This is a genomic window from Arcobacter sp. ISO1 (genome assembly GCF_058105185.1).
The window spans coordinates 1,047,355-1,060,958 of sequence record NZ_CM176573.1; the positions used below are offsets into that span (position 1 = coordinate 1,047,355).

Consider the following 13,604-nt stretch of genomic DNA (forward strand, 5'->3'; position numbering starts at 1 on the left):
TATGATTGAAAAACTTCATGACTTGAAAAAAATGCAAACTGATCAGAAATTAATTGAAAAGGGTCAATTAATGGCAAAAATTTCTCGTATTGAAGATGAAATTATGTTTACACAAAACAAAATAAATACGACTTCAGTTCAAAGACATGGTGCAATATCGGATTTTGCTGTATTAGCAATTCATAAAAATACTATGAAAGAGCATATAATGAAGCTTAACTATGAAAAAAATGGTTTACAGCAACAAGTTGAGAGTTTGGTTATAGAGATTGTTGAATTGCAAAAGCAAACAGAACAATATGCTTATATTTTAAAAGAACAAAAAGATGAAGCTTTTAGAAAAGTTCTTTATATGGAAGAGGAAGCAGCTAGTGAATATATCCAAAGTAAATATATTAGTGAACAGGAGAATTTTTGAATAAGTTAATTTTAGCAACATTTTTATTGTTTTCATTCTCTTTTGCCCAAGAGGAAAGAGTAAGTAGTGCAGCATTAATTAAGCAAAAAATAGAGGTTAGAGAATTAAAAAAAGAGCTTAACAGTTTTTATAATAAAAAAGAAAAAGAGTATCAAGAGAGAAAAAAAGAGTTAGATGTCTTGCTAAAAAAAGTAGAAAGTGAAAAGAAACAAATTCAAGCCTTAAGAGATGAAAATAAAAAACTTTTATCTAATATAAAAGGTGAAGTTGATAGCAAGATTTCAACAATTTATAATAAAATGAAGCCTAAAATTGCTGCAGGAATTTTTAATCAAATGATTAGTGATGGAAATCTTGAAGGAGTTTTCGATATAATCTTAAGATTAAAAGAGGCAAAGGTAACATCTTTTATGAGGTACTTAAGTCCTAAAAATGCCTCTTTATTAACACAGATGTTACAAGAGTATAAAATAAATAATGAAGATGAAGGGTGATTTATGGCTGAAGAAAACGAAGAGGTAAAAAAATCTGGTGGTGGAAAAGGACTAATGATAGTTCTTATTGCCTTAGTGGTTATTTTATTAATTGCAGTTGGTGCTGGAGGATATTTATTGTATTCAAGTGGAGTATTATCAGGTCAACAGCAACAAGGTACTGAGCAGGTTCAAAAAGAGGAAGCTAGTGATTCAAATGAAACATATAAAGCTGCAATAAATGACTTGGTTTTAAATATCACTAATGCTAAAGGAAGAGAAAAATTAATGAAGCTTTCTTTCTCTTTAAAAAGTACAGAGCCTTCAATAGAAGCAATTGTTGAAGAATATAAGCCAGAGATTGTTGATGTTGTAATAGCACAAATAAGTGCAAGAAGTTCAGAAGAGTTATTAACTGTTGGTGGAAAAGAGTTATTAAAAGAAGAGCTAATGGAAGATATTAATAATATCCTCAATGAAGTTACAGCAAGTAATGAAGATATAAAAAGAAATAATATTAAGAAGATATTATTCACAACATTTGTGATTAAATAAAAACATGATTGTAGCTGTAAAAAGAAATAATAAAAAACGTAATCTCATTAAGCTTATTTCAGCAGTTGCTGTTGTGGCTATGTTTGTATATTACTATTTTCACATGAGTGAAGAATATGCTAGACAGCAAGAATTAGAAAATCAAAAACAGCTACAATTAATTAAAAAGAACAAAGAAGAAGAAAAAAGTAGAAAAATTGAACGAATTATATATCGTGAAATTGAAACTGCAGTTGATTTAATAGGTCAAAGAAAAGTTATTGATGTAAAACTTATATCAAATAAGGCATTAATAGTTGTTGACCCAGATACAAATTTAGATGCATTAAAAGTAAGATACGGAACAACTGCACTTATTAAAAAAGATTTAAAAGATATCAAAATAGCATTAGATTTAAAATATATTATTGAGAGCAAATATAATGAAAACTAGTATACTGATTTTTTTAACATCTTTTCTTTTTTTAGGTTGTGTTGCCCAAGAACCAAAGATAGATTTCAAAAAACCTAAGATGCAAGTTCCAAAACCAGCTCCTGTTGTAAAAAGGAACAAAGGTTCTTTATATACTCTTAAAGGTCCCTCATTATTCGCAGATAAAAAAGATTTACAAATTGGTGATATCCTTCAAATTAATATAAATGAGTCTTTATCTTCAAATACTAGTAATTCAAGGGAAACTACTTCAGATAGAAATGCTTCAAGTACTGGATTAAGTGCAACTGCAGGAACAACTGGTGGAGTTGCTGAAAAAGTTGCTAATTTTATAAATCCAATTACAAACTTAGGTTATGAATCAAAGTCCTCTTCAAGTAATAAAGGTGATGTAACTACAAGTTTAAGTGAAGATTTCTCTACTACTGTTTCTGTTATAATAGAAGAAACATATGCAAATGGCAATTATTTTGTAAAAGGTTTTAAAGAGATATTAGTAGATGGACAAAAGCAATCAATTACAATTACGGGTGTTATAAGACCTTATGATATTACATCTGATAATAGTGTAGATTCTTCTCAAGTTGCCAATTTAAAAATACTATATGAGAAAGAAGGTGAGGAGCAAGATGTTATGCATATACCTTTTGGATGGAAAATCTTGAAGTTTTTCTTCTACCCTTTTTAATCTAATTTTAAGAATTGTAATGCAATAATAAGCAATAATATACCCATAATAGTCAAGGAGGTAATATGCTTAAATCTTTAAATGTAGCCCAAACTGGGCTTAGTGCAGCAAAAATAGCTGTTGAAAATGTATCAAACAACATAGCTAATGAAAACACTCCTGGCTATAAAAAAAGGGTAGTTCAACTAAATGAATTAACATTAGGAGACTCTAGATTTACTGGAAGTGGTGTTAGAGCAGATGATGCTTACAGAATCACTTCAGAATATATGTTTAATAACATAATGAAAGAGAACACTAAAAACAGTTATTATGATGAGATATCATCTATAGTTGGAAATGTAGAACAGATGTTTAAAGAAACTGATACTTCAGGTTTCTCAAACGATTTAAATAGATTCTTTCAATCTGTTGAAAATTTAAGAACAACTCCTAGTTCTGAACTTTATAAAACAACATTTAAAACTACAGGTAATAATTTAGTAGATTCTTTACAAAATCTATATGAAAATATAGAGCAACAAGAAAGTATAACTTTTAATAGACTTGAAGATAATGTTCAGGAGATAAATGCAATATTAAATGATATTGGTGAATTAAATGAACAAATGGGATTATCTAATAATTCTACAAATGATTTACTTGATAAAAGAGATCAGCTTGAAAAAGAATTGTCTGCTTTAGTTGATATAGATGTGTCAAGAGATAGTGACGATTATCAGTTGAAAATTGGTGGAGAAGTAGCTGTTAGATATAATACAAATATTAGAGAAGTAAATTTAGTAGAAGATAACACTACACAAATTGATAGATTTGCAACTGAAGATGCAAATGGAAAAGCTATTGATAGTATTGCAAATGGAAGAACATTTGAAATTCAAGAATTAGTTTTAACCGGAGCATCAGATAATAATATGATTCTTGACTCAGGAATTACTTTTACTCCAACTGGAGAGTCTTCAATAGATCTTGATTATGATGAAGCCAATGGAAAAGTTTTAATTGATGCTGGAATAAATGGTACTGAACCATTTAAAATTACTCAAGAGGGTGTTTTAACTTTTGATGTAACTGCACAATCAAATGGAGACACTTTTAATTTAGTGGCGGGGGACATTATCACTATTAATAATGACAATGGTACACTTGCAACAAATATCAATACTGAAATAACGAATGGAAATATTACAGATAACGGTGATGGAACGTACACTGTAGTTAATAATATAAATAACTTTGCTTTAGATGCATCAAGTGATAGTATAAATATACAAAGAACTGTAGGCACCGGTTTATCTGAGGTTGACACGACTGTAACTTATAAATTTGATAATACTAATGAAGTCTCAGTTACTTTCGGAGATTATGTACTTGATGCAAATGGAAATCAAGTTGATTTAGATAATGATGGAGTTGCAGATCAAATAGATGATACAAATTTTATTAGAGCACTTAAATATGAGATAAACCATAACACTTCTATTTCTGAAAAAGTTACTGCATATAATGGTAACTATCAAGTTGATGAAAATGGGAATAAAACTGATTTATCTTCTTCTGATGAGTTTTTAGTAATTGAAGCAAATCAAGATGGAACAGATGGTTCTTTTATAGGAAGAATTTCAATTACCACTGCAGCAGATGGAAATGATACAATATTTAAAGATGACTATCAAAGTGTTGAAGCAGAAAATAAAGTATATTTAGCAGTTTATGATAGTGAGGTTGATGTAAGTTCGGGTATTATAAAAGCACAAATGGAAAACTTAACTACAACATCACCAAACAATAAAATTATAGATTATAAGGACAAATTGGATTCATTGGCTTCAGCATTAAGCGATATTTATAATAAATATGTGGTCGAAGATAATGGAAGTTATACATATGGGCATACTTCAACAGATTCTTACAATGGAACTGAAACAGTAGAAAACTTAGGACTTTTTAGTGGAAGCACTGTAAAGAGTTTAGTATTTAATGAAGAGATGGTAAATGATTTAGATCAAGAGGATTTAGATTATATAAGTTCAATGCAGTGGAAAGATGATATTGATTTTGACGGTTTTGCTCAAGATGGAAGTACACAAGAAAAAACATCTTTTAGTGAATTTTTTCAAGAAGTTAGAGTAAATATTTCAACTGACAAAGAAAATAATGACTTCTTAATGGAAACACAAACAGCAGTTGTTCAATCACTTGAATCTAGTTATGAGCAGTTAACAAAAGTAGATAGTGATGAAGAGATGATAAATTTGATTCAATTTCAAGCAGCATATACAGCAAATGCAAAAATTATTACTGTAGTGGATGAGATGCTTCAAACTTTACTTGGTATAAGAAGATAAGGGGTTTATTATGGCTGATGGTATTTTAGGACTTGGAAGTGGACAAGCCTCAACACTAAATCAAGATTTAATTGATAAATTAAAAGAGGCAGAAAGAAAATCAACAGTTGAACCTATTGAAAATAGACTGGATGCTATTACAAGAGTTGCAACTGAAGATGGTGAAACAAGTGATGGTGAAGCATTAAAATTAGCTGCTATCACTGCAAAAGCAAACGAACTTTTAGAGGCAGTTGAGCCTTTTTATCAATTTACAAATTCAGGAACTACGGTTTTTGATTTAAAGTCAGCTAATACAACAGGTACATCTGTAGTTTTCGATGCAGCAAGTGAAACTTCTCTTAATACAGGTTCAACAATTGTTAAAGTTGATCAATTAGCAACAAGAGATGTTTATCAATCTGTATTAATTAATAGTTCAAATCTTGAAAATGATATAAATGATGGTGAACTAACAATTGCACTTGCTGGTGATGATGGATTATTTTCTGAAAGTTATACTTTTGATACAACTAATAAAACTTATGAAGAGTTAGTTACGGAGATTAATTTCAATGCAAATATTACGGCATCACTAGAAAAAGTAAGTGATGATTCATATAGAGTTGTTATTAAAAGTGCAAACTCAGGTGAATCAAATGCTTTAATGATTTCTCAAAGTACTTCACAAAGTCTTGGTTTTGGAGTAAGTAGTACAGCTGCAAACAGTTATACATCAACTGATATACCTAGTGCAGGCTCAATAGTTATAGATGGAGAAACTTTTACTTTAGATGGTAGTACAGAAAGCTATGGAGATTTAGCTACTAAAATTGATGGAAGTGCTACTTTTAATGTATCATATGAAAATGACAAACTTATTATTAGTAGAGTTGATGGAGCTGAAGTTTCAGTTACTCAAGATGATTTTAGTTTTGGCCTTGAGTCAAGTAAAAATGGACAAACTATTCAAGCTCAAAATTTGAATGCAACGGTAAATGGTGTGGAGTATGATGTTTCTTCAAATGTAATTACAGTTGATGGAGGATTAAAGATTACCGCTGTTGAAGCAAATGATTCTAATGACCCAAATGATTATTCAACTATCTCTGTTGAAGAAGATACTACATATGTAGAAACTTACTTACAAAATTTCGCAAATAAATATAATGAATTAGTTGACATGGTAAATGAAGAACTTTATAGTGCTGATTCTCCAATGAAAGATACTGACTCATTAAGAACTATGATGGAAAGTATAAAAGATAAAATATTTAATAATTATGGTGAAAATGGGGATCTTAATATTTTTAATCTAGGATTAGACCTTGATAAATCAGGTACATTATCTGTTGATACTGAAAGATTAAATGAAGTTATAGCAGATGATTATGACAGTTTAAAAAACCTATTTTTTGATTCTTATGGAAAAGATGAAAATGGTGAATCTCAAACTATAATGGGTTTAGGGTCTGAACTTAAAGAATATATTGATGCTTTAGATGGATTTGATGGAATACTTTATACTTATGAAGATAGACTTAATGCAAGACAAGAAACATTAGAAGAGGAAAAAGAAAAAGCTGAAAAAGCTTTAGAAAGCAAATATTCTTTATTAGCTCAGCAATTTGCTTCTTATGCAGCAATAATAACACAAATGGAATCTTCATTCTCAGGCTTAAGTCTTATGATTGAGCAATCTACTGCAAAATGATATAAATAATAAAAAATTATAAAGTCAATACTCATTCGTAGTATTGGCTTTTTTTTCATAACTTTCTTTAAGTAAATATATAATATACTTTACCTCAAATGAATTAATTGGAGTTAATATATGGGAATTGAAGCCTATCAACAACATAATGCAGTATCTGACGACCCTTATTTATTGGTACTTAAACTTTATGAAGGTTTATTAAAGTATCTTTCATTTGTTAAAGCATCTATGGAAAATGGAGATGTTGAGTCTAAATTTACATATATAAATAAATCTGTTGCAATTTTTGATGAACTTAGAAATGTATTAGATTTTGATGGTGGGGATGTAGCATATTATCTTGATGGTTTATATCTTTATCAAATTGAAACTTTATTTAGTGCAGGTATTGATGATAACGTTAATTCTATCAATCAAGTTATGAAAGTTGTTCAAGGTTTGATTGACGCATGGAAAGAAGAGACTGGTCTTTAAAAGCTCTAGATGAATTGAATTATCTTGATTCTCTAGATGCGGAAGAAAGGGCCCAAGCCCTAGTTAGATGGAATAATAAATATTTAATTGAAGCAAAAATTACTGACTTTGATTTAGAACATGATAATTTACTTAAATTATCAGAACTTTTCTATAAAAATATAGACTTCTTGAAAAATTATAAAGAAGATGTTAGACAGTCAATGGTTGAAAATAGAAAAATGAAAAGGTTCTTAAATAACTAAATCTTCAAGCAAATTTTCTTTAAAGATATAAGCTCTTATATTCTTAGGAATTTGGTTTATTCTACATTTTTCTTTAAATTTTTTTGGCATTACATCTTTTATATATGGAGATATATAAATAAAATTTTGATTTATTGCAATAGATATTTTATGGGAAATAACACACTCTTTTTGTTTTAAAATCTCATCTTTTGATGCTTTAGAAAGTAAAAGACCTCTTCTTTTTAAACTTTTATCAATAGTTCTTATATCTATATTAAAGTCATTTGAAATTTTAAATATCTCAAGCTCTTTTTTCTGAAAAATTAGTTCTTCTTTATATAGTGATTTTTTATCTTTTTTAAGATATTCAAAACTTTTTTTTATACCATCTTTATACTCATCTAAAAATTTATTTGAATAGTTTTTTCTAAAATAGTTTCTTTTATATTTAGTATCTTCATTACTTTCATCAATAAAATATTTTATTTTATTTTGTTCTAAAAAATGTAAAATCTCATTTCTTGAAATATCTAGCATCGGCTTTATTATTTGATAATTTTTTCGCAAAGTAATCTCTTCAAAGGATAAAAGTTCTACTAGTCCTGCTCCTTTAGAAAATTGCATTAAAAACCATTCTAGTTTATCATTTAATTGATGAGCTGTAATTAAACTTTCATAAGATTTTTTTTCAATAATTTCATCAAAAAAAGCATATCTTAAATCTCTAGCTTTTTTTTCAAAATTTGATGGAATATCTTCTGTAACTTCTTTTATAAAAATTTGTTTTTTGTATTTTTTTGCAAGTTCTTTTGCATATAAAACTTCATCTTTAGATTGAACTCTAATATTATAATTAACAATTGCAATATCAAAGGGGATATTGTTTTCTACTAGAAGAAAAAATAAAGCTGAAGAATCAACACCCCCACTAAATGCTAGTAGATTTTTTTTGGTGTTGATTTTTGGAACTTGAAGATTCATTTTATGAAATTACAGTTGCTAGTAATTTGTCTCCAACAAGTTCTGTAACTTTTACAGTATATTTTTGTCCAAATTTTAATTGTTCTTGCTCTCCACTTTGTTTAAAAAGTTCATTGTCATTGATATAAATCTCTCCATCAATATCAGGTGCCCAAAGTGTTTTTCTTGCACTTAATAGATACTCATGCTCTTGGCTTTCTCCATCAATATAAACTTCAAACTCTTTTCCAATATCATTTTCTAAAGATTCTTTAGTTGTTTTAGAAATAATTTCACCTAAGGCTTCAGCTCTACTATCAATAAGCTCTTGTGGTATTTTTCCCTCAAAAGTAGCTGCTGATGTTCCCTCTTCATCAGAATATGAAAACACATTTGCCCTATCAAATTTAAACTCTTCTAAGTATTTACATAAAACCTCAAAATCTTCTTGTGTTTCACCAGGATGTCCTGCAATAAAAGTTGTTCTAACAAAAGAGTTTGGCTTTGATTTCATATGATTCATTAGTTCATTTAATTGCTCAACCCCTTTTCCTCTTTTCATGATTTTAAGCATTGAAGGTGTTATGTGTTGTAAAGGCATATCAAAATAGTTTACAAACTTTTTAGAATCAGCAATTTTATCAATTAAAGATAAAGTTGTAGTTGATGGATAAAGGTATAAAATTCTTGCAGTTTTAACACCATCAATTTTTTCAACCTCTTCTATTAGTTGTTCTAAACCATCTTTTATCCCTAAATCCCTTAAAAAAGATGATGAATCTTGTGATACAAAAGAGAAATCACTATAACCATTTGATACAAGATTTTTAACCTCTTTTACCAAAGATTCTAAAGTTCTTGAGTGTAATTTCCCCTTAAATGATGGAATTGCACAAAAAGAGCATGTTTGATTGCACCCTTCACTTAGTTTTACATAAGCATGGTAAGAAGAACCAGTGATAACTCTATCATTATCTTCATTTAATAAAAAAACTTCATCTGTAAAACTTGATCTTTTTTCATTAACTAAAGTATCAATCTTGTCATAATCACCAACTCCAGTGAAAATATCAATTTCAGGTAATTCTTTTTGAAGCTCCTCTTTATATCTTTCACTTAAACAACCAGCCATAACTAAAACTGATTCCTCTTTTCTCTCATCATGAAGATTTAAAATTGTATTGATACTTTCCTCTTTTGCACTATCAATAAATCCACAAGTATTTACAATAATAACATCTGCAATAGAAGCATTATCTATAATCTGGTAATCTTTTAACTTCCCTAACATAATTTCTGAATCAACTAGGTTTTTAGTACAACCTAAACTTACTAGATGCAAAGATTTTGTTGGTTTTTCTGTTGTAAATTTCATAAATAAAATATAGCCTTAATTTTTTTGCAATTTTATCATATTTTTTTAATGTATAAGTTTATATAAAAAATTTAGTACTTTAGATATAATTACTTAAAGAGATACTTAGAAGGAGGATATGATGAAAGCATATAAACATGGCCTTAGTATAGGTATAAATAGAGTAGATGATGATTTTTTTTTATTTTTAAAGGCGTTAGGAAAATTAACTCATGAAGATTATGAAAAAATCAATCCAATGATTGATAATGCATTAGTTGGTGTAACTGATGCAAAAATAAAAGCTTTGATAGATATTACGCAATTAGAAGGTTGGGAGTTAAGAGCTGCTTGGGATGATTTTAAATTAGGTTTAAAGCACGGTAGTGAATTTGAAAAAATTGCAATTTATGGAAATAAAAAGTGGCAAGAGTATATCTCAAAAATTTCTTCTTGGTTTATAAGTGGTGAGGTTGAATTTTTTGAAAATGAAGAAGATGCTATACAGTGGTTGAAAAATCAATGAATAAAGAAAACTCTTTATGAGTTTTCTTTAAAGCCAGATATTATCTAATAATCTAGTATTGCCAAATCTTGCAACAACTAAGATTATAGTATTACCTCTTTGAATAGTTTTTATCTCATTAAATTCTCTATCAACTACTGCTACATACTCAACATCAAGTTTTTCCATAACTTCATAAATCCTATCTTTGATAATATTTACATTAAACTCATTTTTTGCTATCAAAGAAGCTCCGCTATAAAGAGATTTTGAAATTAAAAGAGCATCTTTTCTTTGGGTTTCATCTAAATAAACATTTCTAGAACTAAGCGCCAAACCATCTGGTTCTCTAACAATATCACATGCAACAATATTTATTGGTAAAAATAGATTTTTCACCATTTGTTGTATTAAACTTAATTGTTGTGCATCTTTTTTCCCAAAGTAAGCATTAGTTGGTTGAACTATTCCAAATAGTTTTAAAACTACTTGTAAAACACCATCAAAATGACCAGGTCTACTTTTGCCTTCTAGGATAAAGCTTTTATTTGGAGCTTTGATTAAAACCTCTTCAGTACTATACATTGTAGATATTTCAGGCATAAAAAGATAATCCACCTTACACATCTGACAAATCTTTTTATCTGCTTCAGTGCGTTTAGGATATGCATCCAAATCTTCACCTGGCAAAAACTGTGTTGGGTTTACAAAAATAGAAACTATTACAATCTCATTTTCTTCTCTTGCTTTTTTTATTAAAGAGATATGTCCATTATGGAGTGCTCCCATTGTTGGAACAAAACCAATAGAACCATTTATATTTTTTCTAATCTCTTGCAGTTGCTCAACTGTCTTAATTATAATCAACTATTTTCCTCAAAATAAATTTATTTCCCATCATAATTTGGGTTTAATTTTAGTAAAACTAAATCTGCTAGCATATTTCCAAGCAGTGTTAAAAATGCACCAATTATCAAAATCCCCATAATAACTGGATAGTCATGGCTTAAAGCACTTTGATAAAAAAGTAATCCCATCCCATCAATTGAAAAAATGGATTCTAATATTACTGAACCACCAATAATCCCTGGAAGTGAAAGTCCAAGTAGGGTGATAACAGGAGGATACAAATTCGGTAAAATATAATATCTTAAAATCTTTTTATTATCTAATCCTCTAGATTTCGCAAAAAATATATAATCTGATTTTAATATTTCAATGGTCAGTGACCTAATATATAAAATTAAACTTCCAATTCCTCCAAATACAATTATAGAAATTGGTAAAATTAAATGCCAAGCAAAATCTAAATAATAAGTTAAACTACCATCATCTGGTACAGAATGAAGCCCAGCAATTGGCAAAATCTCAAAGTTTATGGCAAATATTAAAACCAAAAGTAAAGCAAGATAAAATGATGGCATTGAGAAACTTAAAAGTGATAATTGACCAATACCTCTATCTAATTTACTATCTTTATTAAGTGCTGCTTTTATACCAAGATATAAAGATATAACAAATATTAAAAACATTGAAATTATATTTATAGTTAAAGTGATTGGAATTCTATCAAGAATCTCATTTTTAACCATCTCTCCACTTGCAAAGGAGATACCAAAATCAAGTTGGACTATAGCTGTAACCCACGAAAAAAACTGAATATATAAAGGTTTATCTAAACCATAAATTGCTTTTAGTTGTGCAATTGATTCTTCTGTTATATTAGGGTTTAGTTCCCCACTTGCAAAAAATGAATTAGGTGCAAGGTTAATAGCCACAAATGAAATAAGGCTAATAATAAATAACATGATGATAAGGTATAATACTTTTCTAATAAATAATTTCATAAAGTAGATTATACAAAAAGACAGGTTAATAATGATTGGAATAGATGTAACTTCAGTAAATAGAATAAAAAATATGTACGAAAAGTTTGGTTTAAAAGCATATCAAAGGTTTTTAGATGAAGATGAGATACAACTAATTAAACGACCTGAAACTGCTGCAGGATTTTGGGCAGCAAAGGAAGCAGCGAGTAAAGCTATTGGTACAGGAATTGGAAAAGAGTGCTCTTTTCATGATATAAAAATAAAAAAAGATAAAAATGGTGCTCCAAAAATTAAATATAAAAAAGAAATCCGAAAAAAATTTAATATAAAAAAATCATACCTTTCAATAAGTCATGATGCAGATTTTGCAATTGCTGTAGTTCATAATACATTAAAAATTTAATATGTTGTTTTGTAAAAGTTCAATTTCAAATATGTTTGACATTGAAATTAATATTTGAAATGAGGCTTTGTATTTTTAAGAATTAAAAAACCTATTACAGCGGATAAAATTGAGCCAATTAAAATTGCAACTTTATTAAAATCTAAAATATAATTGTAATCCTCAAAAGCTAAAGTATCAACAAAAATACACATGGTAAAACCAACTCCTGTTAAAATTGAAGCTCCATACATATGTAGCCAATTTGAAGAATCTGGAAGTTTTGATATTTTTAATTTTACAGAAGCATAAGAGAATAGGAAAACTCCAACTTGCTTTCCTACAAAAAGACCAAAGATTATTCCAAGCGAAATATTTGTTGTTAAATTTTGAATAGTCAATTCACTTAAATCTATTCCAGTATTTACAAAAATAAAAAGTGGTAAGATATAGTAATTTACCCAAAATCTACTATGGTGTTCTAATATTTTTGCAGGAGAAGAGTTTTTATTTAAGTTTGTTTTTGTTTTAAGGGGTACTGTAAAAGCTAATAATATCCCTGTAAGAGTTGCATGAATCCCAGAGTTTAAAATAAAAAACCATAAAAAAATTCCAACAACTAAATAAAAACCTAGTTTTTTAATATGAAAATAGTTAAATATAATTAAGACAAGGATTGATAAAAAAGCAAAAAATAGTGATGGAATATACAAGTCTGAGCTGTAGAATAATGCAATAATCAAAATTGCACCAACATCATCAAAAACAGCTAAAGTCATTAAAAATATTTTTAGTGAAGTTGGAATTTTATTTCCTAAAATTGTTAAGATTATTAAAACAAATGCAATATCTGTAACTGTTGGTATTGCCCAACCTTTTAAAGCTACATTATCTCCAAAATTGAAAAATATAAATAAAGCTGCGGGTAAAATCATTCCTCCCAAAGCTGCAATTGCAGGAAGTGCAATTTTTGATAAAGATGAAAGATGTCCAGTTAGTAATTCTTTTTTTATTTCAAGTCCAATAAGAAGAAAAAATATAGACATTAATCCATCATTTACCCATAAAGCAATTGGTTTATCAATTGAAAATAATGAGTCTAATTCAATCACAAGTCTCGCATTTAAAAAAGCGTTATAAATAGGCTCTAAAGATGTGTTCTTAAAAAGAAGTGCAAGTAAAATTACAAAAACTAGTAAAAAACCAGAGAACAATTCTTTATTAAAATATTTTACAAAATGTTTAGAAATAAATGCTCTCAT

The 13,604-nt window shown here is 28.3% G+C and carries 16 protein-coding genes; 11 read left to right on the top strand and 5 right to left on the bottom strand.

Features of this window, described 5'->3' with window-relative positions:
• Position 1: 1 nt before the first annotated feature.
• From AC2TY9_RS05205 to AC2TY9_RS05245, 9 genes are all read left to right on the top strand, one after another.
• The gene (locus AC2TY9_RS05205; protein ID WP_489779873.1) at positions 2-418 is read left to right on the top strand and encodes a hypothetical protein; all 417 of its coding nucleotides are present in this window, start codon (positions 2-4) and stop codon (positions 416-418) included.
• Entirely contained in the window at positions 415-912 is a 498-nt protein-coding gene (locus AC2TY9_RS05210) for a MotE family protein (RefSeq protein ID WP_489779874.1), read from the top strand. The genes AC2TY9_RS05205 and AC2TY9_RS05210 overlap by 4 nt, the downstream gene beginning before the upstream one ends.
• 3 nt (positions 913-915) lie before the next feature.
• The gene (locus tag AC2TY9_RS05215) at positions 916-1,446 is read left to right on the top strand and encodes a flagellar basal body-associated FliL family protein (protein WP_489779875.1); all 531 of its coding nucleotides are present in this window, start codon (positions 916-918) and stop codon (positions 1,444-1,446) included.
• A 4-nt stretch (positions 1,447-1,450) separates the two neighbouring features.
• Positions 1,451-1,879, top strand: a complete 429-nt coding sequence (locus tag AC2TY9_RS05220; RefSeq protein ID WP_489779876.1) for a hypothetical protein — start codon at positions 1,451-1,453, stop codon at positions 1,877-1,879.
• Positions 1,869-2,567 carry a flagellar basal body L-ring protein FlgH gene (locus tag AC2TY9_RS05225; protein WP_489779877.1) on the top strand — a complete coding sequence of 233 codons (699 nt, stop codon included), beginning with the start codon at positions 1,869-1,871 and terminating at the stop codon, positions 2,565-2,567. The genes AC2TY9_RS05220 and AC2TY9_RS05225 overlap by 11 nt, the downstream gene beginning before the upstream one ends.
• Positions 2,568-2,632: 65 nt before the next feature.
• Positions 2,633-4,915 (top strand): FlgK family flagellar hook-associated protein, encoded by a 2,283-nt coding sequence (locus tag AC2TY9_RS05230; protein ID WP_489779878.1) that lies wholly within the window; start codon positions 2,633-2,635, stop codon positions 4,913-4,915.
• A gap of 10 nt (positions 4,916-4,925) precedes the next feature.
• Entirely contained in the window at positions 4,926-6,608 is a 1,683-nt protein-coding gene (gene fliD / locus AC2TY9_RS05235; protein WP_489779879.1) for a flagellar filament capping protein FliD, read from the top strand.
• A gap of 120 nt (positions 6,609-6,728) precedes the next feature.
• Positions 6,729-7,085 carry a flagellar export chaperone FliS gene (gene fliS, locus AC2TY9_RS05240; protein WP_489779880.1) on the top strand — a complete coding sequence of 119 codons (357 nt, stop codon included), beginning with the start codon at positions 6,729-6,731 and terminating at the stop codon, positions 7,083-7,085.
• Positions 7,061-7,330 (top strand): hypothetical protein, encoded by a 270-nt coding sequence (locus tag AC2TY9_RS05245; protein WP_489779881.1) that lies wholly within the window; start codon positions 7,061-7,063, stop codon positions 7,328-7,330. Before fliS ends, AC2TY9_RS05245 begins: the two co-directional genes overlap by 25 nt.
• On the opposite strand, the gene tilS is transcribed toward AC2TY9_RS05245, so the two are convergent.
• Together tilS and rimO are read right to left on the bottom strand one after the other, a co-directional pair.
• Positions 7,319-8,293 carry a tRNA lysidine(34) synthetase TilS gene (gene tilS, locus AC2TY9_RS05250; RefSeq protein WP_489779882.1) on the bottom strand — a complete coding sequence of 325 codons (975 nt, stop codon included), beginning with the start codon at positions 8,291-8,293 and terminating at the stop codon, positions 7,319-7,321. The two genes, AC2TY9_RS05245 and tilS, sit on opposite strands and share 12 nt — an antisense overlap.
• Before the next feature lies 1 nt (position 8,294).
• Entirely contained in the window at positions 8,295-9,647 is a 1,353-nt protein-coding gene (gene rimO / locus AC2TY9_RS05255) for a 30S ribosomal protein S12 methylthiotransferase RimO (RefSeq protein ID WP_489779883.1), read from the bottom strand.
• Positions 9,648-9,768: 121 nt separating this feature from the next.
• Between rimO and AC2TY9_RS05260 the strand changes: the two genes are divergently transcribed.
• Entirely contained in the window at positions 9,769-10,152 is a 384-nt protein-coding gene (locus tag AC2TY9_RS05260; protein WP_489779884.1) for a SpoIIAA family protein, read from the top strand.
• A gap of 27 nt (positions 10,153-10,179) precedes the next feature.
• Here AC2TY9_RS05260 and panC read toward each other — a convergent pair whose 3' ends face one another.
• Entirely contained in the window at positions 10,180-10,998 is an 819-nt protein-coding gene (gene panC / locus AC2TY9_RS05265) for a pantoate--beta-alanine ligase (protein WP_489779885.1), read from the bottom strand.
• Positions 10,999-11,018: 20 nt separating this feature from the next.
• Complete coding sequence (locus tag AC2TY9_RS05270; RefSeq protein WP_489779886.1) at positions 11,019-11,978, bottom strand: ABC transporter permease; 960 nt, start codon at positions 11,976-11,978, stop codon at positions 11,019-11,021.
• A gap of 31 nt (positions 11,979-12,009) precedes the next feature.
• On the opposite strand from AC2TY9_RS05270, the gene acpS reads away from it, so the two are divergent.
• Positions 12,010-12,363, top strand: a complete 354-nt coding sequence (gene acpS, locus AC2TY9_RS05275) for a holo-ACP synthase (RefSeq protein WP_489779887.1) — start codon at positions 12,010-12,012, stop codon at positions 12,361-12,363.
• A gap of 47 nt (positions 12,364-12,410) precedes the next feature.
• Here acpS and nhaA read toward each other — a convergent pair whose 3' ends face one another.
• Positions 12,411-13,604, bottom strand: coding sequence for a Na+/H+ antiporter NhaA (gene nhaA, locus AC2TY9_RS05280; RefSeq protein ID WP_489779888.1), 1,194 nt, complete (start codon positions 13,602-13,604; stop codon positions 12,411-12,413).

Bases quoted from the DNA above. Each gene is read 5' to 3' on its own strand.
- AC2TY9_RS05205 (WP_489779873.1), top strand. From the start codon at position 2: ATGATTGAAAAACTTCATGACTTGAAAAAAATGCAAACTGATCAGAAA.
- AC2TY9_RS05215 (WP_489779875.1), top strand. From the start codon at position 916: ATGGCTGAAGAAAACGAAGAGGTAAAAAAATCTGGTGGTGGAAAAGGA.
- AC2TY9_RS05220 (WP_489779876.1), top strand. From the start codon at position 1,451: ATGATTGTAGCTGTAAAAAGAAATAATAAAAAACGTAATCTCATTAAG.
- AC2TY9_RS05225 (WP_489779877.1), top strand. From the start codon at position 1,869: ATGAAAACTAGTATACTGATTTTTTTAACATCTTTTCTTTTTTTAGGT.
- AC2TY9_RS05230 (WP_489779878.1), top strand. From the start codon at position 2,633: ATGCTTAAATCTTTAAATGTAGCCCAAACTGGGCTTAGTGCAGCAAAA.
- fliD (WP_489779879.1), top strand. From the start codon at position 4,926: ATGGCTGATGGTATTTTAGGACTTGGAAGTGGACAAGCCTCAACACTA.
- fliS (WP_489779880.1), top strand. From the start codon at position 6,729: ATGGGAATTGAAGCCTATCAACAACATAATGCAGTATCTGACGACCCT.
- AC2TY9_RS05245 (WP_489779881.1), top strand. From the start codon at position 7,061: ATGGAAAGAAGAGACTGGTCTTTAAAAGCTCTAGATGAATTGAATTAT.
- tilS (WP_489779882.1), bottom strand. From the start codon at position 8,293: ATGAATCTTCAAGTTCCAAAAATCAACACCAAAAAAAATCTACTAGCA.
- rimO (WP_489779883.1), bottom strand. From the start codon at position 9,647: ATGAAATTTACAACAGAAAAACCAACAAAATCTTTGCATCTAGTAAGT.
- AC2TY9_RS05260 (WP_489779884.1), top strand. From the start codon at position 9,769: ATGAAAGCATATAAACATGGCCTTAGTATAGGTATAAATAGAGTAGAT.
- AC2TY9_RS05270 (WP_489779886.1), bottom strand. From the start codon at position 11,978: ATGAAATTATTTATTAGAAAAGTATTATACCTTATCATCATGTTATTT.
- acpS (WP_489779887.1), top strand. From the start codon at position 12,010: ATGATTGGAATAGATGTAACTTCAGTAAATAGAATAAAAAATATGTAC.
- nhaA (WP_489779888.1), bottom strand. From the start codon at position 13,604: ATGAGAGCATTTATTTCTAAACATTTTGTAAAATATTTTAATAAAGAA.